Annotated in this window: 33 protein-coding genes; 21 read left to right on the top strand and 12 right to left on the bottom strand. The window is 71.2% G+C overall.

The genetic code is table 11. The features are described 5' to 3' along the window. Positions 1-105: 105 nt before the first annotated feature. Complete coding sequence (locus VM306_RS38635) at positions 106-1,278, top strand: sensor histidine kinase (RefSeq protein WP_325524015.1); 1,173 nt, start codon at positions 106-108, stop codon at positions 1,276-1,278. After that, positions 1,275-1,970 (top strand): response regulator transcription factor, encoded by a 696-nt coding sequence (locus tag VM306_RS38630; protein ID WP_325524014.1) that lies wholly within the window; start codon positions 1,275-1,277, stop codon positions 1,968-1,970. Before VM306_RS38635 ends, VM306_RS38630 begins: the two co-directional genes overlap by 4 nt. Here VM306_RS38630 and VM306_RS38625 read toward each other — a convergent pair. After that, positions 1,906-2,415: a MarR family winged helix-turn-helix transcriptional regulator gene (locus tag VM306_RS38625; RefSeq protein WP_325524013.1), complete on the bottom strand. Its 510-nt coding sequence runs from the start codon at positions 2,413-2,415 to the stop codon at positions 1,906-1,908. The two genes, VM306_RS38630 and VM306_RS38625, sit on opposite strands and share 65 nt — an antisense overlap. Positions 2,416-2,472: 57 nt before the next feature. Here VM306_RS38625 and VM306_RS38620 point away from each other — a divergent pair, with 57 nt between their 5' ends. Next, complete coding sequence (locus VM306_RS38620) at positions 2,473-3,663, top strand: FAD-dependent oxidoreductase (RefSeq protein WP_325524012.1); 1,191 nt, start codon at positions 2,473-2,475, stop codon at positions 3,661-3,663. Positions 3,664-3,666: 3 nt separating this feature from the next. On the opposite strand, the gene VM306_RS38615 is transcribed toward VM306_RS38620, so the two are convergent. Further along, complete coding sequence (locus VM306_RS38615; protein ID WP_325524011.1) at positions 3,667-4,548, bottom strand: SDR family oxidoreductase; 882 nt, start codon at positions 4,546-4,548, stop codon at positions 3,667-3,669. Positions 4,549-4,633: 85 nt separating this feature from the next. Between VM306_RS38615 and VM306_RS38610 the strand changes: the two genes are divergently transcribed. Then, on the top strand, positions 4,634-5,212 hold the full coding sequence (locus VM306_RS38610; RefSeq protein WP_325523995.1) for a helix-turn-helix domain-containing protein: 579 nt from the start codon (positions 4,634-4,636) through the stop codon (positions 5,210-5,212). A 207-nt stretch (positions 5,213-5,419) separates the two neighbouring features. On the opposite strand, the gene VM306_RS38605 is transcribed toward VM306_RS38610, so the two are convergent. Then, entirely contained in the window at positions 5,420-6,292 is an 873-nt protein-coding gene (locus VM306_RS38605) for a LysR family transcriptional regulator (protein ID WP_325523993.1), read from the bottom strand. A 110-nt stretch (positions 6,293-6,402) separates the two neighbouring features. On the opposite strand from VM306_RS38605, the gene VM306_RS38600 reads away from it, so the two are divergent. Together VM306_RS38600 and VM306_RS38595 are read left to right on the top strand one after the other, a co-directional pair. Then, positions 6,403-7,656 carry an amidohydrolase family protein gene (locus VM306_RS38600; RefSeq protein ID WP_325523991.1) on the top strand — a complete coding sequence of 418 codons (1,254 nt, stop codon included), beginning with the start codon at positions 6,403-6,405 and terminating at the stop codon, positions 7,654-7,656. A gap of 176 nt (positions 7,657-7,832) precedes the next feature. Then, the gene (locus tag VM306_RS38595) at positions 7,833-8,279 is read left to right on the top strand and encodes an SRPBCC family protein (RefSeq protein ID WP_325523989.1); all 447 of its coding nucleotides are present in this window, start codon (positions 7,833-7,835) and stop codon (positions 8,277-8,279) included. A 42-nt stretch (positions 8,280-8,321) separates the two neighbouring features. Here VM306_RS38595 and VM306_RS38590 read toward each other — a convergent pair whose 3' ends face one another. Continuing rightward, positions 8,322-9,188, bottom strand: a complete 867-nt coding sequence (locus tag VM306_RS38590; RefSeq protein ID WP_325523987.1) for an NAD(P)H-binding protein — start codon at positions 9,186-9,188, stop codon at positions 8,322-8,324. A gap of 62 nt (positions 9,189-9,250) precedes the next feature. Between VM306_RS38590 and VM306_RS38585 the strand changes: the two genes are divergently transcribed. From VM306_RS38585 to VM306_RS38560, 6 genes are all read left to right on the top strand, one after another. Continuing rightward, positions 9,251-9,940 carry a TetR/AcrR family transcriptional regulator gene (locus VM306_RS38585; RefSeq protein ID WP_325523985.1) on the top strand — a complete coding sequence of 230 codons (690 nt, stop codon included), beginning with the start codon at positions 9,251-9,253 and terminating at the stop codon, positions 9,938-9,940. A gap of 92 nt (positions 9,941-10,032) precedes the next feature. Beyond that, positions 10,033-10,551, top strand: coding sequence for an SRPBCC family protein (locus tag VM306_RS38580; protein WP_325523983.1), 519 nt, complete (start codon positions 10,033-10,035; stop codon positions 10,549-10,551). 238 nt (positions 10,552-10,789) lie between these two features. Continuing rightward, positions 10,790-11,404 (top strand): dihydrofolate reductase family protein, encoded by a 615-nt coding sequence (locus VM306_RS38575; RefSeq protein WP_325523981.1) that lies wholly within the window; start codon positions 10,790-10,792, stop codon positions 11,402-11,404. Between the two features lie 19 nt (positions 11,405-11,423). After that, positions 11,424-11,747, top strand: coding sequence for a YciI family protein (locus tag VM306_RS38570; RefSeq protein ID WP_325523979.1), 324 nt, complete (start codon positions 11,424-11,426; stop codon positions 11,745-11,747). Beyond that, the gene (locus VM306_RS38565; protein WP_414672502.1) at positions 11,711-12,955 is read left to right on the top strand and encodes an RNA polymerase sigma factor; all 1,245 of its coding nucleotides are present in this window, start codon (positions 11,711-11,713) and stop codon (positions 12,953-12,955) included. The genes VM306_RS38570 and VM306_RS38565 overlap by 37 nt, the downstream gene beginning before the upstream one ends. A gap of 318 nt (positions 12,956-13,273) precedes the next feature. Next, positions 13,274-14,761 carry a SulP family inorganic anion transporter gene (locus VM306_RS38560; protein ID WP_325523977.1) on the top strand — a complete coding sequence of 496 codons (1,488 nt, stop codon included), beginning with the start codon at positions 13,274-13,276 and terminating at the stop codon, positions 14,759-14,761. On the opposite strand, the gene VM306_RS38555 is transcribed toward VM306_RS38560, so the two are convergent. Continuing rightward, positions 14,758-14,988 (bottom strand): hypothetical protein, encoded by a 231-nt coding sequence (locus tag VM306_RS38555; protein WP_325523975.1) that lies wholly within the window; start codon positions 14,986-14,988, stop codon positions 14,758-14,760. The genes VM306_RS38560 and VM306_RS38555 overlap by 4 nt on opposite strands. Here VM306_RS38555 and VM306_RS38550 point away from each other — a divergent pair. Further along, positions 14,954-15,322: a SpoIIE family protein phosphatase gene (locus VM306_RS38550; RefSeq protein WP_325523973.1), complete on the top strand. Its 369-nt coding sequence runs from the start codon at positions 14,954-14,956 to the stop codon at positions 15,320-15,322. The two genes, VM306_RS38555 and VM306_RS38550, sit on opposite strands and share 35 nt — an antisense overlap. A gap of 87 nt (positions 15,323-15,409) precedes the next feature. After that, on the top strand, positions 15,410-15,637 hold the full coding sequence (locus tag VM306_RS38545; RefSeq protein ID WP_325523971.1) for a DUF2188 domain-containing protein: 228 nt from the start codon (positions 15,410-15,412) through the stop codon (positions 15,635-15,637). On the opposite strand, the gene VM306_RS38540 is transcribed toward VM306_RS38545, so the two are convergent. Beyond that, the gene (locus VM306_RS38540; RefSeq protein WP_325523969.1) at positions 15,638-16,366 is read right to left on the bottom strand and encodes a DUF2071 domain-containing protein; all 729 of its coding nucleotides are present in this window, start codon (positions 16,364-16,366) and stop codon (positions 15,638-15,640) included. 91 nt (positions 16,367-16,457) lie between these two features. On the opposite strand from VM306_RS38540, the gene VM306_RS38535 reads away from it, so the two are divergent. After that, positions 16,458-16,859: a cupin domain-containing protein gene (locus VM306_RS38535; RefSeq protein WP_325523967.1), complete on the top strand. Its 402-nt coding sequence runs from the start codon at positions 16,458-16,460 to the stop codon at positions 16,857-16,859. 29 nt (positions 16,860-16,888) lie between these two features. Here VM306_RS38535 and VM306_RS38530 read toward each other — a convergent pair whose 3' ends face one another. Continuing rightward, positions 16,889-17,074: a hypothetical protein gene (locus tag VM306_RS38530; RefSeq protein WP_325523965.1), complete on the bottom strand. Its 186-nt coding sequence runs from the start codon at positions 17,072-17,074 to the stop codon at positions 16,889-16,891. 218 nt (positions 17,075-17,292) lie between these two features. Between VM306_RS38530 and VM306_RS38525 the strand changes: the two genes are divergently transcribed. Both VM306_RS38525 and VM306_RS38520 read left to right on the top strand, forming a co-directional pair. Further along, the gene (locus VM306_RS38525; protein WP_325523963.1) at positions 17,293-18,030 is read left to right on the top strand and encodes a D-Ala-D-Ala carboxypeptidase family metallohydrolase; all 738 of its coding nucleotides are present in this window, start codon (positions 17,293-17,295) and stop codon (positions 18,028-18,030) included. A gap of 66 nt (positions 18,031-18,096) precedes the next feature. Beyond that, a complete protein-coding gene (locus VM306_RS38520; RefSeq protein WP_325523961.1) occupies positions 18,097-18,903 on the top strand; it encodes a hypothetical protein in 807 nt (268 codons plus the stop codon). Here the strand turns inward: VM306_RS38520 and VM306_RS38515 are convergent. Continuing rightward, positions 18,839-19,642, bottom strand: a complete 804-nt coding sequence (locus tag VM306_RS38515; RefSeq protein ID WP_325523959.1) for a helix-turn-helix transcriptional regulator — start codon at positions 19,640-19,642, stop codon at positions 18,839-18,841. The genes VM306_RS38520 and VM306_RS38515 overlap by 65 nt on opposite strands. A gap of 70 nt (positions 19,643-19,712) precedes the next feature. Here VM306_RS38515 and VM306_RS38510 point away from each other — a divergent pair, with 70 nt between their 5' ends. Genes VM306_RS38510 through VM306_RS38500 form a run of 3 tightly spaced genes read left to right on the top strand, consistent with a single transcriptional unit; the run spans position 19,713 to position 21,849 of the window. Next, on the top strand, positions 19,713-20,414 hold the full coding sequence (locus VM306_RS38510; protein ID WP_325523957.1) for an SDR family oxidoreductase: 702 nt from the start codon (positions 19,713-19,715) through the stop codon (positions 20,412-20,414). A gap of 51 nt (positions 20,415-20,465) precedes the next feature. Beyond that, positions 20,466-21,053 carry a histidine phosphatase family protein gene (locus tag VM306_RS38505; protein ID WP_325523955.1) on the top strand — a complete coding sequence of 196 codons (588 nt, stop codon included), beginning with the start codon at positions 20,466-20,468 and terminating at the stop codon, positions 21,051-21,053. A 28-nt stretch (positions 21,054-21,081) separates the two neighbouring features. Further along, positions 21,082-21,849: an alpha/beta hydrolase gene (locus VM306_RS38500; protein WP_325523953.1), complete on the top strand. Its 768-nt coding sequence runs from the start codon at positions 21,082-21,084 to the stop codon at positions 21,847-21,849. Positions 21,850-21,881: 32 nt separating this feature from the next. Here the strand turns inward: VM306_RS38500 and VM306_RS38495 are convergent, their stop codons facing one another. The 3 genes from VM306_RS38495 to VM306_RS38485 are packed head-to-tail and all read right to left on the bottom strand — an operon-like array spanning position 21,882 to position 25,250. Beyond that, a complete protein-coding gene (locus VM306_RS38495) occupies positions 21,882-23,165 on the bottom strand; it encodes an FAD-dependent oxidoreductase (RefSeq protein ID WP_325523951.1) in 1,284 nt (427 codons plus the stop codon). A gap of 16 nt (positions 23,166-23,181) precedes the next feature. Continuing rightward, positions 23,182-24,030, bottom strand: coding sequence for an alpha/beta hydrolase (locus tag VM306_RS38490; protein ID WP_325523949.1), 849 nt, complete (start codon positions 24,028-24,030; stop codon positions 23,182-23,184). Next, positions 24,027-25,250: a metal-dependent hydrolase family protein gene (locus VM306_RS38485; RefSeq protein WP_325524027.1), complete on the bottom strand. Its 1,224-nt coding sequence runs from the start codon at positions 25,248-25,250 to the stop codon at positions 24,027-24,029. The genes VM306_RS38490 and VM306_RS38485 overlap by 4 nt, the downstream gene beginning before the upstream one ends. Positions 25,251-25,308: 58 nt before the next feature. Between VM306_RS38485 and VM306_RS38480 the strand changes: the two genes are divergently transcribed. After that, positions 25,309-25,875 (top strand): TetR/AcrR family transcriptional regulator, encoded by a 567-nt coding sequence (locus VM306_RS38480; RefSeq protein ID WP_325523947.1) that lies wholly within the window; start codon positions 25,309-25,311, stop codon positions 25,873-25,875. Between the two features lie 38 nt (positions 25,876-25,913). On the opposite strand, the gene VM306_RS38475 is transcribed toward VM306_RS38480, so the two are convergent. Then, a complete protein-coding gene (locus VM306_RS38475) occupies positions 25,914-26,627 on the bottom strand; it encodes an SDR family oxidoreductase (protein ID WP_325523945.1) in 714 nt (237 codons plus the stop codon). Positions 26,628-26,691: the final 64 nt, after the last annotated feature.

Below are 26,691 nucleotides of genomic sequence, written 5' to 3'. Positions count from 1 at the left end.
GGCAAACGTAGGGATCCGCGCCTCGTCGATCTTCCCCTCACCGAGGAGCCCCGTCTCCCCCGCGCGAGGGATGCCGTGGACCGGATGCCCTGACATCGTCTCCGGGTGATCAACGGCCATTCGCTGTCCCGTGCCAGGACGAGCCTGAAACGTCAGTCCTTTGTGGTCGCGGGTGTCTGCGCCGTGGCCGACGTGCTGTCCTTCCTGGTGCAGGGCCTCCCGGTCGACGGCCCCTGGACCGCCGCACTGCTCGGGATCGTCGTGGCGGACGTCGCGCTCGCCGGCCGGACCAGGTGGTCGGGGGCCGTCGCGGTGGCCGCCGTGGCGCTCAACGCGGGGGCGGCACTGGTGCTGGGCGGACCGCGCGACCTCCGGCTCAACGAGGCCGGGCTCCTCGTCGCGTCCTACCGGGCGGGTGCCTGGCTGCGCGGAGGACAGGCCGTGGCCTCGCTGCTCGCGGTGATCGGCGGCCTGGTGCTCGCCCACCTCGCCCGCGGCTACACCCTCGACTGGCACGTCCTCGTGGCGGCGTCCAAGATCGGGCTGGTCTCGTGGCTCGTCGGGCGCTACACCACCTCCCGCCGCGCCTACCTCGACGAGATGAGACGCCAGGCCGAGCGGGAGGAACGCGAGGCGGAGGAGGCGGTCGAGGCGGCCGTCGCCGAGGACCGCGCCGCGATCGCCCGCGACCTGCACGACGTGGTCACCCACCACGTCAGCGCCATCAGCGTGCACGCGGGCGCGGCGCGGCTGCGGCTCGCCAGGACCGGCGGTGACGAGTCCGCGCTCAGGTCCGTGCGGTCGGTGGAGGACTCCAGCCGCACGGCCTTGCACGACCTCAGGCAGATGCTCGACCTCCTGCTGGGACAACGACCGAAGGCCGACCGCGACCCCGGTCTGGCGGACATCGGCACGATGCTGGAACGCCTGCGGGAGACCGGGCTCGAGGTGCGGCTGGACGTGTCCGGAACGCCGCGCGACCTGCCGCAGCCACTCGACGCCGCGGTGTTCCGCATCGTCCAGGAGATGCTCACCAACGCATTGCGCCACGGCGACGGCGGCCCGATCGAGGTCGTGGTCCGCCACGCGGACGACGGACTCCACGTCGAGACCGCCAATCCCCTTTCGCCGCACCACGACGTGCGCGGCGAAGGACGTGGGCTGGCCGGCATCCGCGCTCGCACGGAGGAGTTCGGCGGGGTGCTCACCCGTGGCCCGCGACCGGACGGGAGGATGTGGCGGACCGCAGTCTCGTTCCCCCTCGGAGGCCAGGAATGACCATCACCGTCCTGGTCGCGGACGACCACGCGGTGTTCCGCTCCGGGCTGCGCGCCATCCTGGACACCGAGGACGACATCGAGGTCGTGGCCGAAGCCGCCGACGGCGACCAGGCCGTCGACGCCGTCCTGCGCCTGCGCCCGGACGTGGCCGTGCTCGACATCCGCATGCCGCGGCGCGACGGCCTCGGCGCCGCGTCGACGATCCTGACCGCCCCCGGCAACCGCACGAAGATCATCGTGCTGACCACGCACGACACCGACGAGTACGTGCACCGCGCCATGAGCGCGGGAGCCCGCGGGTTCCTGCTCAAGTCCATGCCGCCGGAGGAGATGATCGCCGCGGTGCGCATCGCGGCCCGCGACGACGTGCTGATCGACCCGTCGATCGTCCGCCGGCATCTGGCGCGCTTCGCCGGCACCCTCAGCGCACCGGCTCCCCCCGGCGACGTCGACCGCCTCACCACCCGCGAACGCGAGGTGCTGCTCCTGCTGTCCCGCGCCCACACCAACTCCGAGATCGCCGGGCTCCTGCACGTCGGCGAGGAGACGGTGAAGTCGCACGTGTCCAGCATCCTGCGCAAGCTCGGCCTGCGGGACCGCACGCACGCCGTGGCCTACGCCCACCTCACGGGGTTCGCGAGCCAGAGCCCGCGACGAGCCGCCGATCAGCCTCTGCCGCCGCTTCGGTGATCCTCGCCAGGAACACCACCACAGTGCGAAGTTCAGCCGGCGAAGTAGTGCGCAGAACGTCGGCGATCTCCACTCCCGCCACGGACAGGAACCGGCGGGCCTGCTCGCGCGAAGCCGGAGCGGGCCTCAGCGTGACGCGGCGGCGGTCGGCGCTCTCGCGGCTGCGCAGGACGTGACCGGCTGCCTCCAGCCGGTTGAGCAGGATCGTGGTCGCACCGGTCGTCATGCCGATCTGCCGGGACAGCTGGGCGGGTGACAGCGGCGTGCCCGCCTCGGCCGCCCAGATGATCTGCCCCAGCGCGTTGGCGTCCGAGGCCGACAACCGCATCCACGCGGCGAGGTGCTGGTTGAGCGCGGTGGACCCGACCACCCAGTCGCGCAGGAGGTGCATCACCTCGGCCTGAGCCGGTAGCCAGTCCGCCGAGAGCGGGTCGACGTCTGTCATGCAGCTCCCTTCACACCAAAGTAACTTTGCTGCAAAGTTATCAAGGACGGGGTTCACATGACTTCACGACACGCGGTGGTCTCCGGCGCGAGCATCGCCGGGCTCTCGGCCGCGTTCTGGCTGCGGCGCACCGGGTGGGAGGTGACCGTGCTGGAGCGCGCCGAGGCGTTCCGCGACGGCGGGCAGAACGTCGACGTGCGCGGCACGGCTCGCGAGGTGCTCGCCAGGATGGGGCTGACCGAGGCGGTCAAGGAGCAGAACACCACCGAGACCGGCACGGTGTTCGTCGGTTCGTCGGGCGAGGTGCTCGCGGAGCTGCCCTCGGCGGGCCCGGACGGGGCGACCGCCGAGCTGGAGGTCCTGCGCGGCGACTTCGCCCTCACGATCCTGCGGCACCTGCCCGCAGGGGTCGAGATCCTCTACGGCGAGACCATCTCCGAGGTCGACGAGGGCACCGGCGGCGTCGCGGTGACCACCGCTTCCGGCAAGGAACTCCGCGCCGAACTCCTGGTCATCGCCGAAGGAGTCCGGTCCACCACCCGCGACCGGCTCTTCCGCGACCTCGTCGGCCGCCGCGACCTCGGCATCGCCATGGTCTTCGGGACGATCCCCCGCACGGCGAGCGACGACAGCCGGTGGCGCTGGTACACCACCACCGGCGGGCGGCAGATCCACCTGCGCCCGGACAACCACGGCACGACCCGCGCCATGCTCGCCCAGGCGCGGACCGAGGACCTCACCCGGCTCGACCGCGCCGACGCCCTGCGGCACTTCCGCGACCACTTCGCCGACGCCGGGTGGGAGGCGCGGCGCGTCCTCGACGGGTTCGACGGCTCCGACGACGTCTACGTCGACCAGCTCACCCAGATCCGGATGCCCTCGTGGCACCGCGGGCGGGTGTGCCTCGCCGGGGACGCGGCGTGGTGCGTCACCCCGATGGGCGGGGGAGGCGCTTCGCTGGCGCTGGTGAGCGGGTACGTGCTGGCCGCGTGCCTGTCCGGGGCCGGGCGGATCGAGGACGGGCTCGCCGCCTACGAGGAGTGGATGCGGCCCCTCGTCGACGACGTGCAGACGCTTCCGCGCTGGATCATGCCGATCGCCTACCCGCGGACGCGGTTCGGTCTGCGCCTGCGCCGCCTGGCGGACAAGGTCATCACCTCGCGACCGCTGGCGCCGTTGACGGCCAAGATGACCCAGGTCGCCTCCAGCGAGCGGGCCCTGCCGCCCATCGCGGTCGCGCACACCTGACCGTCAGGGCTGGACGTTCTCCAGGTCCTCCAGCAGGCTCGGGTGCTGCGGCTTCCAGCCGAGCACCTCCCGCGTGCGGGCGCTCGACGCGGGCTGGTCGGCCGCGAAGATGACGCCGAGGGGCCCGTAGGTCTCCACCGGCACCGGCTCGACGGGCAGGCCCAGCCGTCGCCCGATGACGGCGGCGATGTCGCGCACCTGGTCACCCTCGTCGTCGACGGCGTGCCAGGAGGTGCCGGGTTCGGCCTGTTCCAGGGCGAGCCGGAAGAGGACGGCGGCGTCGAGGGCGTGCACTGCGGGCCAGCGCTGCGTTCCGTCGCCGGGGTAGCCCGAGACGCCGCTCTGCCGCGCGATGCCGGTCAGCACACCGGCGAACCCGCCCTGGCCCTCGTTGTGGACGGTCCTGGGCAGTCGGACAGCCGAGCTCCGGACTCCGCGCGAGGCCAGCTCCAGGACTCCCGCGACCGCGCGGCCGCGGCCGCCGACCGGGCCGTCGGTCATGATCGGGTCGGCCTCGGTGGCGGCGCGCCCCGGCACGACGGGCGTGCCCGAGCAGGCGACGAACGGGCGGCCGCTGCCCACGAGCGCCTCACCGAGGGTCGCGAGGGCGGCGCTTTCCTCGGCGACCGCGTTCGCCAGGGCCTCGGGGCTGCTGAAGTCGTTGGCGAAGGCCAGGTGGATCACGCCGTCGGCCTGGGCGGCGCCGGCGCGCAGGACGTCGAGATCGGCCAGGCCTCCCCTGATCACGTCGGCGCCGGCAGCCGACGCGGCCTGCGCGGACGCGTCGGAACGGGCGAGTGCGAGGACGCCGTGGCCGTTGCCGAGGAGCTCGGCCACGACGGCGGACCCGATGAGACCGGTGCCACCGGTGATGAAGACGCGCATGGAACTCTCCCGTGAGTGATGGGACTCTTGTCCCATGACCGTACCAGAGTGATGGGACAAGAGTCCCATCACGTATGCTGCTCCTATGGGTCGCTGGGAGCCGAACGCGCGAGAACGCCTCGTCGTGGCAGCGGTCGACCTGTTCACCGAGCAGGGCTACGACGCCACGACGGTCGCGCAGATCGCCGAACGCGCCGGGGTCACCAAGAGCACGTTCTTCCGGCACTTCCCGGACAAGCGCGAACTGCTGGTCGCCGGCCAGGAGACGCTGAGCCGGCTGCTGACGGAGGGCATCGCCGAGGCACCCGCCGGCGCCACCCCGCTCGAGGCGGTCGCCGCGGGCCTGGAACGCGCCTCGACCGCGATGGGCCCGATGAGCCGCGAGCTGGCCCCGCGGCTGAAGGCGGCCGTCGCCGCCAGCGCCGAACTGCAGGAACGCGACGCCCTGAAGAGCGTCAGCCTCGCGGCCGCCATGACCGCCGCCCTGGTCGCCCGCGGCGTGCCCGACCCGACCGCCGCCCTCGCCAGCGAACTGGGCGTCCTCGCCTTCAAGCGCGGCTACGCCGGGTGGTCCGAGGGCGACCGCATGCCCGAGGACGACTTCGCCGGCTACCTCCGCAAGGCCCTCGACGAGCTGCGCGCCGCCAGCGCATCACTGCACTGACCGGCCGGCGTTCCGCACGGGCGCTCCTGTTCGACGAGCGTTGCTGTTCGACGACGAGCGGCGCGGAGTGGACCGTCGCCGGTTACGCGATCGAGCAGGTGCCGATCGACCTGGTCGGCGAGATCGACCTCAAACCCTTGGCGCTGCGGGACTTCGTCACGCGCAACGCCGACGCACTGCTGGCCGAGGTGTTCAGCCGGTGACGCGTCACATCTCAGACCGCGCGGCGGCGAGCAGGCTCAACGCGGCGGCGCGAGGTGCGGCGGGCAGCGCGAGCGCGGCGGGAACGTGGATCGGCGGGTCGGGCCGCACGAGGGCGACGGCGGTGAAGTCCTGCGACACCAGCCCGGCGGGGAGCACGGTCCAGCACTCCCCCGAGGCGACCGGTCCGGCGAGAAGGTCCTGAACTCGCGCCAAAGCCGGGCCTTCGCGGGGCGTGAACCCGGCCGCCCGGCAGGCATCGGTCACCAGGTCGTGGACGCCGGGGTTGTCCGCGCGGGCGGGCCGGGACAACGGGAGTTCGGCCAGCGCGGCGAGATCGCGGGCAGCGCGGGCGTGCGCGGCGGGGACGGCCAGGAGCAGCGGCTCGTCCCAGAGGTGGTGGATCCGCACGCCCGGGGCGTCGGGTGGCGCCGGAACGAAAGCGGCGTCGAACTCGTTGGCGGCCACGGCGGCGAGCTGGTCGACCGTCGAGACGGAGCTCGTCACCTGGATCGTGATGCCGGGGTGCGCCGAGCGGACCGCGGCGAGAGCGGCTTCGATGCGAGGGGTGAACACGACGCTGCTGCCGACGCGCAGCAGACCGGTGTTGCCGGCGGCGATGTCGGCGGCGGCCGCGGCAGCGCGGTCGACGGCGCGCAGTGCCCGGCGCGCGTGGACGAGGAACGCCTGGCCGTCCGGGGTGAGCCGGGCCCGGCGGTGCGAGCGGTCGAACAGGGTCAGGCCGAGCTCGCGTTCCAGCCGTGCGACCTGCTTGCTCACCGCGGGCTGGACGATGTTCAGGGTCTCGGCGGCGCGGCCGAAGTGTTCGTGCTCGGCGACGGCGACGAAGTAGCGCAGCTGCCGGACTTCCACCGCCACCCTTTCGATCGATTCCTCCCGGTGATTGTTCCACGGCCGAATCGGTGGTTGATCGGCCTGGTAGGAGCCGGTGGAGTGGATCTCCGACAAGCCGGGAAGAGGTCAGCGTGGTGGCAACGACGATCGTGAACGCCAAGGTGTTCGACGGGACGCGGTCGCGGGACTGGACGTCGGTCCGGTTCGCGGACGGGGTGATCACCGAGTGCTCGGTGGTCTCGGCGGCACGCGAAGGCGACGAGGTGGTCGACGCCGGTGGCGGGACCGTGCTCCCCGGTCTGATCGACTCGCACGTGCACCTCGTGCCCGGCGCCCTCGCGCAGTCGTCGACCTTCGGTGTCACCACCGTGCTCGACATGTTCAGCAAGCCCGACGTGGTGGCCGCGGCCAAAGAGCAGGCCTCCCGCAGCAACGTGGCCGACGTGCGGTCGTCGGGTATCGGCGCCACGGCACCCGGCGGGCACCCGTCGTTGATGTACGCCCCGATCCCGACACTGACCACCGCCGACGAGGCCGAGGGGTTCGTCTCGGAACGGGTCGCCGAGGGCGCGGACCACCTGAAGGTCTTCTCCGGCGTCGGGGGCCGGTGGCCGGCGCTCGACGCCGCGACCATCACGGCACTGGTCGCCGCCGCGCACGCCCGCGGCTTGATCGTCGTCGGTCACGTCAGCTCGGTGGCCGGTGTCGAGCAGGTCGTGTCGGCCGGTGTGGACGTGGTGGCGCACGTCCCCGCGGACGCCGCACTCGGCCCGCGGCTGGTCGACCGCATCGCCGACGCCGGCATCGCGGTCGGTCCGACGCTGGCCACCGTCGAGAACACCCTCGGCGAACCGGGAGGCGCGGCGGTCGCGGGAGATCCGCGGCTCGCCGAGGTGCTCGGGGACGGCTGGGTCCGGCGGCTGACCGCGGGCATCCCGAGGCTGAGCGGTCCTCCCTACTCGCGGGCCGAGGACAACGTGCGCCGGCTGGCCGACGCGGGAGTCACCCTGCTGGCGGGCACGGACGCCCCCAACCCCGGCACCGTGTTCGGCGCGAGCCTGCACCGCGAACTGGAACTGCTCGTCCGCTGCGGCCTCAGTCCCGCGCGTGCCCTGGCCGCGGCCACCAGCGAACCCGCGCGGGTGTTCGGCCTGGCCGACCGGGGACGTGTCGCGGCCGGCCGGCGCGCGGACCTGGTGCTCGTGTCCGGTGACCCGCTGACCGACATCACCTCGACCCGCGCGATCGACCGGATCTGGCGCGCGGGCATCGCCGTCGACCGACGCGCCTTCGTCGCGAGCGCCGCCGAGGCCGAGCAGCTCGACGCCTTCGACGCCCGGGTCGCCGAGGTCGTCGCCGCCGTCCGCGAACGCCGGTCCCGTCCCTGACACGAGGCAACCATTCCCGCCGCCCGACCGGTAGTAGCGGTGACGGACTGAGTCGAAGGGCCGGAAGTGGTGCGCTCACCTGAGGGGTTCGAGGAGTTCGTGGCGACCGCGTCGCCAAGGCTCTTACGGCTGGCATTCCTGCTGACGCGGGACACGGGACACGCGGAGGACCTGCCGTGACCGACTTCGCCTTCACGCGCCAGGCGTGGGTCGACGCCACTCCCGCCGAGGTCTACCGGCTCGTCAGCGACGTGTCCGCGATCAGCCGCTGGAGCCCGAACGCGACCGACGCCGCCTACGACGACGGCGCCGGACCCGAGGCCGGAGCGTGGTTCAGCGGCCGCAACCGCAGGGGCGACAAGGAGTGGACCAGCCGCTCGCAGGTCGTGAAAGCCGAACCCGGCGCCGTTTTCGCCTTCGTGGTCGACGGCATCGTCGAGTGGAGCTGGACGTTGCGCGCCCAGGGTCGCGGGACGGTGGCGGAGCAGTCGTGGCGGCTGCTCCGCCTGGACCCCGTGCTCGGTCGCACCGAGGCCGACGTGATCGCGTTGCGCGACTACATGGCGGCCAGCGTCGAGACGACGCTCGCTTCGCTCGCCGAATGGGTCACGACCCAGCGGTGACCGGTGCGGTCTTGTCCATCCTGATCGGACAGTCGGCATGGCTCAGCGCGCGCCCTCCAAAGCCGCCTCCAGGACCGAGCGCAACGGGGTCGTGGGGCGCCCCAGGAGCTTCTCCAGCCGGTCCCCGGTGGTCGCGAACTCCCCACGCCGAGAAGCGTGGAACATGCCGAGCAGCAGCGTGGCTTGAGCCTCGGGAACACCGTGCCGAACGAGGGATTCCGTCCACTCCTCGTCGGCGACCACGACCCGCCGGATCGTGCGGCCGGTGATCTCGGTCAGCAGCGCGGCGACGTCGTCGAGGTCGAGGGCTTCCGGGGCGGTGAGGGGCGGGGTCGGTCCGTCGAACCGTTCCTCGCCGGCCAGCAGGATCGCCGCGGCTTCGGCGAGGTCGGCGTGCGCGGTCCAGGACACAGGACCGTCGGCGGGCGCGACGAGCTCGCCGGTCGTCAGCGCCTGGCCGAGCAGCTGCGGGACCGTGCTGGCGTAGAAGCCGTTGCGCAGCGCGGTGAACGGCACGCCGGTATGCGCGAGGTGCTGTTCGGTGGCGGCGTGGTCGGGCATCGGCGCGAAGAGCGAGCCGGGCGCGGCGCCCTGGTGGCTCGTGTAGAAGACGCGCTCCACCCCGGCCTCGCGGGCGGCGTCGATCGCGGCGACGTGATGCGCGAGGGCCGCCGGGCCGGTCACGTTCGTCGAGACCACCAGCACGTGGGACGCGCCCTCGAAGGCGTGGGCGAGCGAGTCCGGTTCGGCGAAGTCGCCGCGCCGGACCCGGACTCCTCTGGCGGCCGACGCGGCCGGGCCGTTCACGTCCCGCACGCTCACACCGACGCGGCTCGCCGGAACCCGCTCCAGCAGCCGCTCGACGACCTGCGCGCCGAGCTTGCCGGTCGCTCCGCTGACGATGATCATTCTTGTCTCGCTAACGCTGGTAGTAACGGTGACACTATCGACGTTAGCAACACATCGCTAGAATGAGCAACGTGGTGGAGAGCAGCAGCCGGGACAAGGCACGGGCACACGTCGTGGAGGTCGCGGCACAGCTGCTGCGCGACCAGGGGGCCGGTGCGGTCACGATCCGCGCGGTGGCCCAGGCGGCGGGCACCCAGGCGCCGACGATCTACCGGTTCTTCGAGGACAAGGACGCCCTGCTCGACGCCGTCGCCGAGCACGTCTTCGCCGCGTACGTGGCGGACAAGGCGACGACCCGGCACAGCGACGACCCGGTGGCCGACCTGCGCGCGGGGTGGGAGACGCACCTCGGCTTCGGCCTGGCCAACCCCGAACTGGTCAGCCTGCTGCTCGACCCGGTGCGCGCGTCCCGCTCCCCGGCGATGACGAGCGGGATCGAGATCCTCCGGACGCGCGTGGCCCGCGTCGCCGCGGCGGGACGGCTTCGAGTCAGCGAACGACGAGCGGTCGAACTGGTGCACGCCGCCGGGACGGGCGCGATGATCGCCCTGCTCTCGACCCCGCCGCAGGACCGCGATCCCGGCCTCGCCGACGCCATGTACGAAGTGGTGATGCGGGCCGTCCTCACCAGCGAGACGCCGGACGAGCCGGTGTCCACGGCCACCGAGACGGTCCAACGCGCTCTACCGGCACTGCACCAGCTCACCGAGGCCGAACGCACCCTGCTTGCGGAGTGGCTCACCCGATCGTGACCGATCGCCCTGCTGCGGATCGTTTCTGAGTCGTTTTTCCGGGTACCGCTAAGTCACCAGGTTCCGGATTCAACGGCAGGGAGTCGCAAGTCATGAGCACGATCACCAAGTCCGTCGACGTCGAGGCGGACGTCACCAGCGTCTACAACCAGTGGACCCAGTTCGCCGAGTTCCCCCGCTTCATGGAGGGCGTCGACAGGATCGACCAGCTCGACGACACCCACACCCACTGGACCGTCAGCATCGCCGGGGTGCAGCGCGAGTTCGACGCCACCATCACCGAACAGCACCCGGACGAGCGAGTCGCGTGGCGTGCCGACTCCGGCCCCAACCACGCCGGAGTGGTGACCGTGCACCGCCTGGACGCCAGCCACACCCGCGTCACCGTGCAGATGGACCTCGACCCCGAGGGGTTCGTCGAGAACGTCGCCGACAAGCTCGGCGTCCTCGACCGCCGCGTCCAGGGCGACCTCGACCGGTTCAAGGAGTTCATCGAGCACCGCCGGGGCGCCGAGACCGGCGGCTGGCGCGGCGATGTCGACCACCCCGGCCAGCAGAACGCCCCCGGCACCAACACCCCCGGCACCAACGCCCCCGGAACCGCGCTCTGACCCCGCCTCAGGGCGGCTGAAGCCGCCGCGGTGTTCCTGCGCGGGCCAGGTGGGGCCTCTCCCGTGGCACGGAACACCGCGGCACCCCTGCCCCCGACGGCGCCGTCGAGGGCTTTCACGACGACGCAGGAAAGATCTTCGAAGAAAATTCGGGAGACCATGTCGGACCGGGCCGGTCGCGTTCGTGGCAGGGGTGAGGCCGCCACCGAGGCGGCACCGAACCCGGAGGCCCCCGATCATGAAGCTCACCACCAACACCCAGATCACCCTCGACGGAGTCGTGCAGGGCAACGGCGGCGCGTCGGAGGAAGACCGCAGGAACGGGTTCGAGCGCGGCGGCTGGGCTCTCGGCAAGGGTGACGACGAGACCCACGCGTTCATCAAGGCGACCTACGCGCGCGCCGACGCGTTCCTGTTCGGACGGCGGACCTACGACCTGTTCTCCTCGTCCTGGGGGTCCATGACGGAACAGGACGCACCCGGCTGGGAGCCCGTCGTGCGGGCGTTGAACTCCCAGCCCAAGTACGTGGCGTCGGCGACTCTCGCGGATGCGGCGTGGGCCGGCACCACCGTTCTGCCCGATGCGACCGCCATCGCGGAGCTCAAGGCCGAGCCCGGCGGCGAACTGCAGGTGCACGGCAGTGGCACGCTGGTCCGCTGGCTGCTGCGGAACGGCCTGGTCGACGAGATGACGCTGATCGTGGTGCCGGTCGTCGTCGGTCAGGGCAGGCGGTTGTTCCCGGAGAACGGGCCCGACCTCGCGCTCGACCTGGTGGAGTCGCGCGTCGACTCGAAGGGCGTCACGACCCAGGTCTTCCGGCCGGCCGGTCGTCCGCAGTACCCCGGCAACTGAAGCAGGGGATGATGATCCGATGCAGTACATGATCTCCGTCATCGACGACGGAACCGGCATCACCAGCCCGGCGGTGGACGACGCGATCGACGTGTTCAACGACCGGCTGCGCGATGAGGGTTACTGGGTCTTCGCGGGCGGGCTCGCCGTGCCCGGCACGGCCACCGTCATCGACAACCGCGGCGAGGATGCCCTGGTCACCGACGGGCCCTTCCTGGAGTCCAAGGAGTACCTCGCCGGCTTCTGGGTCATCGAGGCGCCCGACCTCGACGTGGCACTCGCGCTCGCGGCCGAGGGGTCGAGGAGCTGCCACCGCAAGGTCGAGGTCAGGCCGTTCCAGTAACCCAGGCGGTCGCCCTGGCCCACCGCGAGGAGTGGGCCAGGGTCGTCGCCACCCTGGCCCGGCGCTTCGGTGACCTCGACATCGCCGAGGAGGCGACGGCCGAGGCGTTCGCGACCGCCGTCGAGCGGTGGCCGGCCGACGGCGTGCCGCCCAACCCCGGTGCCTGGCTGACCACCACCGCCCACCGCAAGGCCATCGACCGCATCCGGCGGGAGAACAAGCGCGACGACAAGCACAGGGAGGCGCAGGTGGTGCACGAACCCCCAGAGCCTCTCGGCGCCATCGACGACGACCGGCTCCGGCTGATCTTCACCTGCTGCCACCCGGCGCTGGCGGTGGAGGCACGCGTGGCGTTGACGCTGCGCATGGTCGGCGGCCTGACCGTGCCCGAGATCGCGCGCGCCTTCCTCGTCGCCGAAAGCGCCACGGGACAGCGGATCACCCGCGCGAAGGCCAAGATCAAGGCGGCGCGCATCCCCTACCGCGTGCCGTCCGCCGAGGACCTGCCCGCCCGCGTCTCCGGTGTGCTGACCGCGCTCTTCCTCGTGTTCAACGAGGGCTACCTGGCCACCGGGCCGGGCACCGACCCCGTGCGGCACGACCTGACCGCCGAGGCGATCCGGCTCACCCGCCTGATCCGCGACCTCCTGCCCGATGACGGCGAGGTGACCGGGCTGCTCGCGCTGATGCTCCTCACCGAGGCCCGCCGCACCGCCCGCGTCTCGGCCGGTGGCGAGCTGGTCGCCCTCGACGAGCAGGACCGCGGCGCCTGGGACACGGCGCTGATCGCCGAGGGCCACGGCCTGGTGCGCGAACGCCTGGCCGCCGGGGTGGCTCCCGGCCGCTACCAGATCCTCGCCGCGATCAACGCCGTGCACACCTCCGCCCGCGACATGCGCGACACCGACTGGTCGCAGGTCCTCGCCCTCTACGACCAGCTCGTCCGCGTCGACCCCTCCCCGGTCGTCGCGCTCAACCGGGCCATCGCGGTCGCCGAGCTCGACGGCCCGCAGGTGGCGCTGGCGGCCGTCGGCCGCCTGGAGCCGAGGCTGGCCGGCTACCACCCCTTCCACGCGACCCGCGCCGACCTGCTGCGACGGCTGGGCCGCGGTCAGGAGTCGCGGGCGGCCTACGACAGGGCCATCGAACTGGCGGGCAACACGGCGGAGACCGCCTACCTGACCCGTCGCCGGGACCAGCTGCGGTAGCGGGCCCTCGCGTCCCGACGAGCACGGGCACGGTCGCAGATGGCGTCACGGGTGCTGATCCCGGACCGGGACGTCGTCATCGACTCCACCGGCAACGAAAAGCCGTCCAGGACGGGCTCGGACGGGTCGCGAAGAGGCGGCACGTCTCCGGTTGACGCTGCTCACGATCACGCGTCCGGCACCGACTCCACCTCACGTCACGGTAGGGTTCGTCCGGTCGCGCCGGAGAAGCCGCGGCCCCGTGCCTGCCCCGGAGCAGGCCCTTTCCAGCCGCACGTCCTGCACCGTCAGGCGCCGTGCCCATCTCCCGAGGTGCCGATGTCGTCGTCCCCGGCCGCCGTGCGGCCGTCCCTGCTTCAGCGCGCCCGCACCACGTGGTTCGCGAACCCGCGCGCGGACCTGTTGTCCGGCCTGGTGGTCGCGCTCGCGCTGATCCCGGAGGCGTTGTCGTTCTCGGTGATCGCCGGCGTCGACCCGAAGGTCGGCCTCTACGCGTCGTTCACCATCGCGATCATCATCGCGTTCGCGGGTGGCCGCCCTGCCATGATCTCCGCCGCGACCGGGGCCATGGCGTTGGTGCTCGTGGGGCTCGTGCGCGACCATGGTGTCGAGTACATGTTCGCCGCCACCGTGCTCACCGGCGTGTTCCAGATCCTCTTCGGACTGCTGGGCGTGCACAAGCTCATGCGGTTCGTGCCGCGCACGGTGATGGTGGGCTTCGTCAACGCGCTGGCGATCCTGTTGTTCGCCGCGCAGGTCCCGCACATCACCCGAGGCGGCTGGCCGGTGATCGCGCTCGCGGTGCTCGGTCTCGCGATCATCTACCTGCTCCCCCGGCTCACCAGGGTCGTGCCGGCGCCGCTCGTCGCGATCGTCGTGGTCACCGCGCTCACGGTGTTCCTGCACATCACCGTGCCCACCGTCGGCGACCAGGGCGAACTGCCCACCGCACTGCCCGGCTTCGGCCTGCCGGTGGTGCCGTTCACCGTGGACACGCTCGTCATCATCGCGCCCTACGCGGTGACGCTGGCCGCCGTCGGCATGATCGAGTCGCTGCTCACCGCGCAACTGCTCGACGACATCACCGACACCGGCTCGGACAAGGGCAGGGAGGTCCGCGGCCAGGGCGTCGCCAACATCGCCACCGGTTTCCTCGGTGGCATGGCGGGCTGCGCGATGATCGGCCAGTCGATGATCAACGTGAGGTCCGGTGGCCGCACCCGGTTGTCCACGCTCGCGGCCGGCGTGTTCCTGCTGGTCCTCGTCTTCGTGCTCGGCCCGGTCGTGTCGCTGATCCCGATGGCCGCGCTCGTGGCGGTCATGGTCTTCGTGTCGGTCAGCACGTTCGACTGGACCAGCATCAAGGTCGCGACGCTGCGCCGCACCCCGAAGAGCGAGACCGCGGTGATGGTCGTGACCGTCGTCACCGTCGTCACCACCCACAACCTGGCTCTCGGCGTCCTGGCCGGCGCCCTGCTGTCCGCGATCTTCTTCGCCCGCCGCGTCGCCCACCTCGTCGACGTCTCCAGCGTCCTCGACCCCGACGGCGACCTCCGCGTCTACGCCGTCACCGGCGAGCTGTTCTTCGCCTCCACCACCGAGCTCATGCACGCCTTCGACTACACCGGCACGGTGTCCAAGGTGGTCATCGACCTCTCCGGCGCCCACGTCTGGGACAGCTCCGCCGTCGCCACGCTCGACGCCGTCACCGCCAAGTTCGCCTCCCGCGGCGTCAAGGCGGAGATCATCGGCCTCAACCCGGACAGCGAACACCTGCACACCAAGCTGTCCGGCCGGCTCAGCTAGCCGGACAACGCGGCGTCGAGAGGATGCTTCGCACACACGCTCGCCGCGCGGACGAGACGCTGTTCGCCCTCGTCCACGTCGCCGCGGCTCTCGACGAGCCCGTCGGTGTAGAGCAGGGCGGGCGGGTGGCCGCCACCGGCCAGCCGCAGCACACCGGTGCGTGGGTCGAGCCGGGCGAGCAGCACGGTGGCCATGAGGCCTGCGTCGATCTCGGCGGCGCGGCGCACCAGGTGTTCGAACGGGTGGCTCTCGCGGGTCAGCGTGCGGATGGTGTGGGTGACGGTGAGGGCGTTGCGGGTGCAGCCCGGCGACAGGCTGGTGTTCGTGAGCGACGGCGTCTACGACGTGGCCTCGCCCGCGGGTGAGCTCTACGGAGCGCGGTCGCTGGCCCGCGCGATCAACCTGACCCGGCTGCTGCCCGCCGCCCCAGGTCCCCAGGGGAAGTCCTCCAGCAGCTGGCCGGGCACCGCACCACCGGCACCACCACCGCCGCCGCCGCGATGGTCCTGTGCCTCGACTGGCACGGTCCGGCCACGACCGGCTGACCTGACCGTCCACTGAGGACTCCGTCCTTCCCGGCCGAACCGGTGGTGTCGGAGAGCTGCCGTCTGGGCACCCTTCTCGCAACCACTATCCGAGGAGGCGTTGATGCAGGGCGATGTCGAGACCTACCACGAGAACGACACGTGGAAGAACAAGGTGGAAGGCAACTCGCAGGCATCCAGCACGCACGGCACCAAGGACGAGGCCGTCGCGAAGGGGCGCGAGATGGCCATCGAACGCGGCGTCGAGCACATCATCCGCAACCTGGACGGCACGATCAGCGAGAAGAACACCTACCCGCGCAGCAGCGATCCGCGCGACATCCCCGGCTGATCAGCCGGCCGCGGGGCGAGGCGTCCGGGTGCCGGCCGGAATCCCGAACCTGGCCCGCACTCCGGGCGAGTGCAGGACGCTCATCGGCGCACCGTCGACCGATATCCCAGCCGTGGCAACGAGGTTGTCGTCGCAGCGGACGACCGTGGCGCGGTGGAGTTCCCACGGGGCGTGGTGGTTCGGCAGGTAGGTGGTCCGGCCGAACCACGAAGTGTGCAGACCCCACCGTGCCGTCAGGAACTCCTCCAGCGGACTCGGCTGGGTGATCCTCTCCCCCGGCCGCACGATGAGCGTGCTCGTAGCGCCGGGACTGCGCGGCCACTTGCGCCTGCAGGTGTAGCCGATCTCGTCGCCGTCCCGGCGCACGGCCATGTCCGACCACGTGTAGGGCAGCTTCGTCGCGGCCCGTGCGCCCGCCACGAACATCAGGTCGGCGGCGTCCATCGACAGGAACACGACACCACGTCGTCCCCACCGGTCGACGGTGTACAGACGGACGTTGGTCTCCGGGAAGCTCCACCGCCCGGTCAGCGCGGGCCAGCCCAACGGGGACAGGCGAAAGGCGACGAGCCCGACGAACGTGTCGCCGCCGACCACGTCCGGTTCCGCGCCCGCAGGCAGCAGGTGCCGCACCGACGCGGGAGGAACGCGCCAGTGGAGGAAAGTCACGTCGCTCCACCACTGCGTCAACACCGACCGGTCGATGCGGCGCGGTGAGTCGTAGGCCATGCTCATGATTCAAGCGCAGATGACAGGATTTTTGCGCAGGTTGACAGTCTCGTCACGGCCGTTCGCCCGTCTGCGCTGCGACAGTGGCGTCATGTCACACACCGAGCGAGGGCCGCAGAAGGTCGACCTGGCGGCACAGGCGGCCACCCTGACGGAGTTCTGGTCGCAGCGGGAGGTCGCCAGCGCCAACGGGAACCTGTTCAAGGTGGCCAAGGGCATCGGGTCCACGAACTGGCACACCCACGACGACCAGGACGAGACGTTCCTCGTCCTTTCCGGACGGATCACGATCCAGCTCAGGGACCGCGACGTCGAGCTCGGGCCCGGTGAGCTGTTCGTCATCCCACGCGGCACGGAGCACTGCCCGGTGGCCGAGGAGGAGGCGCGCTTCCTCCTCGTCGGCCCGGAGATCACGTCGAACGCGGCGGGCGGGAAGCCCGAGTGGAGCTACTCGACACCGCAGGCGGAAACCCCGTCACCCCAAGAGGAGTAGCCGCCATTGGTCCGATCAGCCCGGCTTTTTCAGCGCTTGCGGTAGTGCACGACCAGGCCGGCGCCGAACAGCAGCGCCAGCACGCCGAAGGCGATGCCGACGACCGTGCTGATGCCCGTGGTCTGCACGACCGCGTTGATGAGGGCGCTCAGCACGAGGCCGGTCCACAGGAGAGCGCGGGTGCGGGTGTTGGTGGCTGCGATGTTGTTCGTCATGGCCGAAACGCTAATGAACGGACGCCGCGATGAAGATCCCCTCCACTGCCGGATGCGGGGTGGAGCAGGCTCCACCCCGGCGGCCGACCTGGTCGCACGGCCAGATCTGTCCGGGTGGTTTCCCTCCGCCTCACTAGAAGTTCAGTTGGTTGGTCGTTGACAGAACCAGCGCGGACTCGACAGGCTGCACCTCCCTGCGACCGAAAGGTGCACCTGTCGTGAAACTCCGCTTCCTCTTACCGGCGCTCGCCCTGTTCGCCGGCGTCGTCGTCACACCTGCCGCGGCCCAGGCGGACCCCGTGACCGCGGCCGACGCCTGCTACACCTGGGGACGCACCCTCTCGGAGGGAGCATCCGGTGAGGACGTGCGCCAGCTGCAGATCCGCGTGGCCGGCTACCCCGGCTACGGCGCCGTGCTCGGCATCGACGGGCAGTTCGGGCCCGCCACGAAGGCGGCCGTGACCCGTTTCCAGCAGGCCTACGGCCTGGGCGCGGACGGCATCGCCGGTTCCGCGACGTTCTCGAAGCTCTACGCGTTGCAGGACAACGACTGCACGCCGGTCAACTTCAGCTACGACGAGCTGAACAACTGCAACTCCGACTGGTCCGGCGGCAACGTCTCCGCGGCCACCGCGCGCGCCAACGCCCTGGTGTCCATGTGGAAGCTGCAGGCCATGCGGCACGCCATGGGCGACAGGCCGATCGACGTCAACGGCGGCTTCCGCAGCGTCTCCTGCAACAACGCCGTCGGCGGCGCGTCCGGCAGCCGTCACCTCTACGGCGACGCGGTCGACCTGGGCGCGGGGGCGCAGGGCTTCTGCGCGCTGGCCAAGCAGGCCCGCAACCACGGCTTCAACGAGATCCTCGGCCCGGGCTACACCGGCCACAACGACCACGTGCACGTCGCGCACAAGTCCAGCCGCTTCTGGTCCGCACCGAGCTGCGGCGTTTCCTAGTCACCCCAACGGATCGTGGTGGTCGACGCGTCGACCACCACGATCCGTCTGGCAGACTGCCCGCAAGTGGGCGTTCTGCTGCTGAAGCTCTTCTTGGCCCCCGCGCTGATCGTGGTCTCCGCCCTGGCGGGCCGTCGCTGGGGTCCCGCGGTCGCCGGTGTGCTCGTCGGGCTTCCGATCGTGGCCGGGCCGATCCTGTTCATCACCTACCGCCAGCACGGCGCGGACTTCGCAGCGCGGGCAGCCGGTTCCTCACTGCTCGGGCTCGTCTCGCTGGCGGTGTTCGCCGTGGTGTTCGCCCACGTCGGCCGTCAGGCGGGCTGGGTCGTCACGACGGCCACGACGTGGATCGCCGTGCTGGGCGTGGACTTCGCGCTGTCGTTCGCCCACGTCCCGGCGCTCGGCGCGTTCGCGTGCAGCCTGGCCGCGACCACGCTCGCCATGCTGTCCATGCCGAAGCCCGAACCGGAAAGAGAACTCAAGCGATCACCGACGTGGGACCTGCCGGCCCGCGCCGTGGCCACCGGTGTCCTGGTGCTCGTCATCACCACGGCGTCCAGCGCGCTCGGTCCCGGCTGGACCGGTCTGCTCGCGCCGTTCCCGATCGCGACGACGGTCCTGGCGGGCTTCGTCCACGCCCAGCAGGGATCGGCGGTGGCCACGCGAGCGCTGGTCGGCGTGCTGACGGGCCTGCCGGGGTTCGCGGCCTTCTGCTTCGTGCTCGCCGTGGTTCCGCTCGGCATCGCGGCGTTCGCGCTCGGCATCGCGGCGGCGGCCGTCGTTCAGCTGCTGGTCACGCGTCTCGGGTTCAGACCGCCTGCCTGGCCAGCCGGCTCAGGGTCCGCGCGGAGGGCGACCCCGCGTCGGCCGTGATCAGCACGACCTCCTGGTCGTCCTCGGGCACGAGGAGCACGTCGCAGTTCAACCGCAGCTCGCCGAACTCGGGGTGCTGGATGGTCTTGGTGCGGTGACCGGGCGCGTGCACCGGTCGCGTCTGCCAGATCCGCCGGAACTCCTCGCTGCCGGCGTGCAACTCGTCCAGCAGGGCCCTCAGTTGCGGGTCGTGCGGGTAGCGGTCCGCCGCGCGGCTCAGCCTGGCGACCACCACGCGCCCGAACTCCTCGGCGCTGGAACTCTCGTACCCCTGCCCCAGGAAGTGTCGCCTGGCGAGGTTGGTCGTCCCGTCCCGCAAACCGAGCAGCACCTCGGCCAGCGGACTCCAGGCGACCACGCCGTAGGACGCGTCCGTCACGATGGCAGCGGTCTCCGGCAACCGCTCCAGCATCCGCGCCACGTGCGGGCGAACCCTCCGCACGGCACTCGCGCCGGGCGGCGTGCTCGACCCCGCCAGGCGGAACAGGTGGCTGCGCTCGGCCGGCGTGAGCAGCAACGCCTGCGCCAGCCCGTCCAGGATCCGCGCCGACGGGCGCGGGCCGCGGGCCTGCTCCAGGCGCGTGTAGTAGTCGACCGACATGTGGGCGAGGTCCGCGACCTCCTCGCGGCGCAGCCCCGGCGTGCGGCGGTCGGCACCCGTCACCGTCAGGCCGACGTCGTGCGGACGCAGGGCCGTCCGGCGGTCCCGCAGGAAGCGGGCCAGCTCCTGCCGTGCCATGCGGCCTCCTCCCCTGCCTGGTACAGGTTATCCCTGGCAGCGCCCCTGCCGCCGGAGCACCGTGGTCGACATGAACGATCGCACCGCTCTGGTCACCGGCGCCAACAAGGGCATCGGCCACCACATCGCCCGCCTGCTCGTCGCCGAAGGATTCACCGTCCACGTGGGTTCGCGCGACCCGCAGCTCGGGAAGAAGGCCGCCGAGGAGATCGGCGGCCACCTCCTGGTCCTCGACGTGACGGACCCCGACGGCATCGCACGAGCCGCGGCACAGGTGGACCGCCTGGACGTGCTGGTCAACAACGCCGGCATCGCACCGTCCCTCGCCACACCGGCCGACACCGACCTCGACGAGATGCGCCGGACGTTCGAGACCAACGTCTTCGGCGTGGTGGCGGTGACCAACGCCTTCCTGCCCGCCCTGCGCCGGTCCCCGCACCCGCGCATCGTGAACGTCTCCAGCGGCACCGCGTCGCTGACCTGGAGCACCAACCCCAACCCGCAGTTCGCCCCCGGCAATGGAGGCGCCGCCGCCTACCGCTCCTCCAAAGCCGCCCTCAACGCCCTCACCGTCCTCTACGCCCAGACGCTCGACGGGTTCAAGGTCAACGCCCTCGCCCCCGGCCTCCGCGCCACCGACCTGACCGCCCGAGCCGCAGCCGGCGGCGATCCGGCGGAAGCCGCCGCGGGAGCCGTCCATCTCGCCCTACTGCCGGACGACGGCCCTACCGGTGGCTTCTTCTCCTGGGACGGCACGGCTGTACCCTGGTAGCGGTTAGGATGTTGTCATCATCCGAATGATGGCAACATGATGGGGGCGCGGATGGCGACTCGGCACCTGTACGTGGTCCGGCACGGCGCGGCGAGCCCGTTCGGCGAACTGACCGACGTCGGACACCAGCAGGCGCACCTGCTCGGAGAGCGCCTGGCCAGGCTGCCGGTCGACGCCGTGTGGCACTCCCCTCTGCCGCGCGCCGCCGGCACCGCGCGGATCCTCGGCGAACACCTGCCGGGCGTCGCCGTCGGTGCGGCGGCGGAGCTGGTGGACCACGTGCCGCACGTGCCGGAAGACGTGCCACCCGCCTGGGCGGGGTTCTTCGACGGCTACGACGCCGGGGAGGCAGCCGCCGGCGCAAGGCTCGCGGAGTCGTTGACCGCACGGTTCGCGCGACCCGCCGAGACCGAGACGCACGAGGTGCTGGTCACGCACGCCTACCAGGTGGCCTGGTTGGTGCGGGACGCCCTCGGCGCCCCGCCCGCCCGGTGGCTCGCGATGAGCTGCGGCAACACGGCACTTACGGTGATCCAGCACCGCGACGGCACGCCACCGGCTCTGGTGCTCTACAACGACATGGGCCACCTGCCACCCGAGCTGCGCTGGACGGGCTTCGGACCAGGCGTGCGGCCGTGAGCCGTACGGCCACCTCGATAATGACGGAGTGAAGCTGCTGCGAGTCACCCCGTCCGGCGCCCATGCCGCCTACCTCGACGTCGGCGCCACCGGCGGCCGCACGAGCGTCTACCTCGGTGGCCTCGGGCTGGCGAGCACCGTGACGTTCGCGCCGGTCATCGGCCACCCCGAGGTCGCGGGCCGGGGCCGGCACGTGCTGGTCGACCTGGTGGGCAGCGGTTGGAGCGACCACGACGACACGTTCGCGCACACGATCGAGGAGCACGCATCCGTTGTCGCAGCGGTGATCGACGCACTCGAACTCCGCGCGATCACTCTCGTCGGGCACTCGCTCGGTGGTTCGATCGCGATCAGCCTGGCCTCGCAGCGCCCGGATCTCGTCGGTGAGCTGATCGTGGCCGAGCCGAACCTCGACCCCGGCGTCGGGACGATGTCGGCGCAGATCGCGAGCTTCGACGAGGACACCTTCGTCTCGACCGGAATGCGGAGCATCATCGACGCGGAGGACACGGCGGTGGGCCTGCGCACGCTGCGCCGGTGGTCACCACACGGGTTGCACCGCACCGCCGTGTCGTTGCTGGCCGAGCGACCGGTCACCTTCCGCGAACAGCTGACCGCGCTGTCCATGCCGAAGCGCCACATCTCGGGCGAACTGAGCGGCGAAGACCTCGACGCCCTGCGCGCGACCGGCTGCGACGTGCGCGTCGTGCCCGATGCCGGGCACTTGATGATGGACGACGACCTGGACGGGTTCGTGAGGCTGCTGGCCGACCCGCTCAAGATCACCTCGGCTTGATCCGCACGACTTCGAGATCGTTCAACGCGGGCTCAGCCCATCACCGTGCCCGAGTTCGCGGTGTTCCGGTCGCGCTTGCGGGAGAACGCGCCGAGGTCGATCTCCAAGCCGGTGCGCGGGGCCCGGAACCGGACGGGCGACGCGTCGTGGTCGGCGCCGTTCTCCACCTGGTTGATCAGTTCCGTCATCAGCTGCCCCACGACCGGCGCGTTCTTGAACTGGTTGCCGCTCGTCCCGATCGCGACGTAGTAGCCGTCGAGCTCGGTGCGGTCGTAGATCGGAGTCCAGTCGTCGGCGACGTCGTAGACGCCCACCACGCCGCGCGCCCGGTTGGGCACCGCCAGGTCCGGCAACCGCCGCGCGGCCCGCGTCACCTGGGCCTCGAAGACCGCGGCTGTCGGATGGATGCCGACGGCGTCCGGGTCGTCGGTCCACTGCATCGGATCGCACTCCGGTTCCGTTCCGCCGACGAGCAGACCCCCTCCTACCTCACCTCGGAAGTAGGTGCCCAGGTCCATGTCCGCCACCGCCGGTCCCCCATAGCCCTCCGGGACCGGCACGTGCGCCACTTCCTGCCTCATCGGGCGCACGCCGACCGTGAAGCCGGAACCCACGCCGGCCAACCGGTTCAACGCGCCCGACCACGGACCGGCCGCGTTGACCACGACGGCACAGGAGATCCGGGTGCCGTCCGACAGTCGCACCGACGTCACGCGCCCACCGGCCTTCTCCACCGCTGTCACCGTGCTGCGGAAGCGGAACTCCGCTCCACACGCCGAGGCCGCGGAGGCGAGGTTCACGGCGGCGAGGCTCGGGTCTGAGACGTAACCGGCGTCCGGGGTGTACACGCCACCGAGCGAGAGTTCCGCGTCCTCCCAGAACTGCTCGTCGTCGAGCCGCTTCGGCGGCCAGTAGCGGCCGACGTCGACACCGGGAACGCGCTCGGCCAAAGTCGCGCTGTCCCACTCCTCGTAGGGAACACCGATCTCGTCGAACAACGGGAGCCACGACGTACGCGGAGCCGCCTCGACGTCCAGCACGACCAGCCCGCTCTTGCGGAACACCGCGAGGTCGCCGACGTCGTGCCCGAGGTGGCCGGCCCAGTCGAGCCAGCCGAAATGCGACTCCCAGGCCGTCGCCACCCCGGCGGTGGTGGAGAAGTTGAACCGGACGATCGCGCTCGATGCCGAGGTCGATCCCTGTCCGGCACCCGGTGCCCGATCGAGCACGATCACCCGGTGCCCCGCCCGTGCGAGTTCGAGGGCGATCGACGATCCGATCACACCTGCCCCGATCACGACCACATCGGTGTTCACACGTCACCCTCTTTCCTCACAGAGCACGGCAGGTCCTGAGGTAGCTGAGGAACGAGGCCTGCAGACCGGTCACGTGCGTCTCGCGCAGCACCTCGCTGGTGACGGCCGCGCCGCGGGAGGTGAGGCGGTGCAGGACGGTGGCCGCGTTCTTCGTGAGGTTCTGGTAGATGGGCACGTTCCCGAGGATCTCCCGGTCGTTGAAGGTCAGGTGGAGCTTGGCCGGCTGGTCGCCCAGGTCCTGGATCTGCGCGAAGACCTGGCTGTCCTCGCTGGCGACGCCGGGGCTGCCCGCTCCGATGCTCTCGAAGAGAGTGGTGCCGGTGAGCCAGGCGTAGAGGCTGAAGAGTCCGCCGTAGGAGTAGCCGAAAAGGCCGTGACCGCTCGCGGCCGTGCCGTAGTCGCGTTCGATCCGGGGGTGCAGTTCGTCGGTGATGAAGCGCAGGAACGCGTCGCCCTGCGTGTCCCGCAGTTCGTCGATGTAGGCATCGGCTTGCTCACGGGTCATCGAGCCCGCCTGGACTCCCATCTCCACGGCGTCGAGGAACTCCTGGGCGACGGGCTCGCCGGGTGGCACGAGGTCCCTGTTGCGCAGCCTCGCCCAGTGCTCCGCTTCCTCACCCGCGTAGCCCACGCTGACCTGGACGTACGGCTTGATCTTCTGCATGGGGTCGTGCTGGGTGACGATGAGCGGGGCCGTCAGGCCCACCGCCCAGTTGCCGTCGAGCACGTACACGACGGGCGCCTGCGCTGTGGCGGGGTCGTAGCGCGGCGGCGTGGTGACCCAGACGCCGTAGTCGTGCCCACCGCTGGAACGCAGCTCGAAGTAGTCGGTGTCGGCCAGGCAGCCGTGCCACATGGTGTTCATCGGAGGTCCTTCACAACACGTCCGGATTGGACGACGAGTACGGCGTTGCCGGGGTCGGCGAAAATGTTCGGGTCTTCGAGCGGGTTGCCGTTCCAGAGCACGAGATCCGCCCGCTTGCCGGGAGCGATGACGCCCACCTCGGGCAGACCGATGATCTCGGCGTTGGTCTTCGTGGCCGCCACGAGAGCCTCCATCGGCGTCTCGAGCTGCGCGCGCAATGCGAGTTCCTCGCCGCGGCGGTCCTGATCCGGGCCGATGAGGTCGGAACCCAGCCCGATCCGCACCCCGGCCTCCTTGGCGACGGCGAGCGCCCCGGCCATCCGCTCCCGCGCCCCCGCCACGCGATCGCGGACCGATTCGTCCAGGCCGGCTGCGGCAGGATCGTGCAGCAGCCGCTCGACGACGGCGAACGTGGGCACGAGAGCAACCCCGCGAGCGGCCATCAGAGCGGCCGTCGGCTCGTCGAGATCCGTGCCGTGCTCGACACAGCGCGCCCCGGCCTCGACCGCGTTCCGGATGCCTTCGTTGTTGTGGGCGTGCACCGTCACGTAGGTGCCCCGCGCCGCGGCTTCCTGCACGGCGACGGCGATCTCCTCGACGGTGAACTGGGTGTCGGTCAGCCGGTCCTTGCCGCCCACCACCCCGCCGGTCACGCAGAGCTTCAGGAACGACGCCCCGCGCCGGAACGCCTCGCGCACGTTGCGCCGCAGCTCATCCGCGTTGCCCGCCATCATGGACAGGGCGCACAGGCCAGGAACGTGATGGCTGCTCCACAGCTCGGTGGGCTCCCACTCGGCCCCGTAGTAGCCGTGGCCGCCCGTCTGGCACTGGACAGGTCCGCACGACACGACGCGCGGCCCCCTGACCTTGCCCTTCGCGATCGCGGTGACGACACCGCCGTCGATCCCGCCGGTGTCCCGGACGGTCGTGAAGCCGGCGTCGAGCGCCGCGCCGGCCGTGGCGAAGATGTCCGCCGCGATCTCGGCGGCACTGATCCGGAACGAGAACTGAGGCTGGATGAGGCTCGACAACCCCAGGTGGACGTGGGCGTCGATCAGGCCGGGCGTCATCGTCAGCCCACCGGCGTCGAGCCGTTCACCGTCCGAGCCGGAGGCACCGAGCCCGGTGATGCGGCCGTCCTCGACCGCGACGGCGACGTCGGCCGGATCGCGACCCGACCCGTCCACGACCGTCGCGCCCACCACCTGGAACCGTCCCACGAGCCCTCCGGGGTTTTTCCAATGGATAAATTGCTTTTCCAATGGATAAACTACGGAGGTGGTCCTGTCAAGCACGGCACGCAACGGCGATGCACGCGAGCGCCTCCTGGCGCGCCTCCTCGACGTCTTCGACGACGGCCTCCCACCACCGGAGACCTCACTCCGCGAGATCGCGGCCCGCACCGAGACCAGCCACGCGCTCCTGCGGTACCACTTCGGGTCGCTCACGGGCGTCCTGGCGGCCGTGCTCGCGGCACAGCGGACCCGGGACAACGAGGCGCTGTTCCGGGACGCCGGCCACGGCACCTTCGACGACCTCGTCCTGGCGATCTGGCGGGCCTACACCCGCCAGGACCAGCTGTCGCGCATCCGCGGGTTCTTCCACGTCGTGGGGCTGGCCGCGTACAGCCCGGACGAGTTCCGCGAGTTCATCTCGTCGCTCGACGACCTCACCAGGATGCTGGCCTCGCTGGCGGAACGCGAAGGACTCCCCTCCGAGGCGGCACTGACCAGGGCCACCGTCACCGTCGCCGCGATCCGCGGCCTGCTGCTGCAGGAGGTCCTGACGCCGGGGGCGTGCTCGGAGGACGCGGTCGCGCTGATCCTGGGCATGAGCGGGGCGTAGCCCACCGGCCGGATCGACACCCGGATCCGGCCTCCGGTTCACGGCAGGTTCGCCGCCACCTTCGCGTAGAACTCGGCCGGATCCGCGGCGAGACCAGCCTTGACGGTGCGGCTCCACTCGTCGACGAGGACTTCGACGGCACCGTCGGTCAGGCCGTCGAAGGCCGCCTTCACCACGTCGCTCGCCTTGAGCAGGGGACCCTCGTAACCGGCCATCATGTCGGTGTCGGCGGCGCCGAGGTGCAGCCCGAGCACCTGCGTGCCCTGGCCGGCGAGCTCGGCGCGCGTGCCGGCGGTCAGGCTCCACTCCGCCGCCTTCGCGGCCGAGTACGACGTGGCGCCGTTCCAGGAGAACCAGGACAGGGCCGACAGGACGTTGATGATGGCCCCACCGCCGTTGTGGCCGAGGATGTCGGCGAAGGCGCGGGTGACGCCGAGCGTGCCGAAGAAGTGGGTCTCCATCTCCCGGCGGACCTGGGCCAGGTCACCGCGCACGAGGTTCTGGCCGGTGGAGATCCCGGCGTTGTTGACGAGCAGGGTCACGTCCCCGGCCTGCTGCGCCGCCAGTTCGATGCTTGCCGGGTCGAGCAGGTCCAGGGCCAGGGGCACGACGCCCGGCGTGGTGATGGTGCTGACGTCACGGGCAGTGGCGTACACCTTCTTCGCGCCGCGCTCGACCAGCTGGCTGACGAACTCCTTGCCGAGGCCGCGATTGGCCCCGGTGACCAAGGCGACCGATCCTTCGATGTCCATGGCGCTGTCCTTTTCCGTTGAGGTTCCGACCGAAGGGTAAAATCTGACATCAATGTCAGGTTCA

The organism is Lentzea sp., assembly GCF_035525475.1.
Classification (GTDB): domain Bacteria; phylum Actinomycetota; class Actinomycetes; order Mycobacteriales; family Pseudonocardiaceae; genus Lentzea.
The sequence above is the reverse complement of the archived record's forward strand: the minus strand, read 5'-3'. Positions and strand labels throughout refer to the sequence as shown.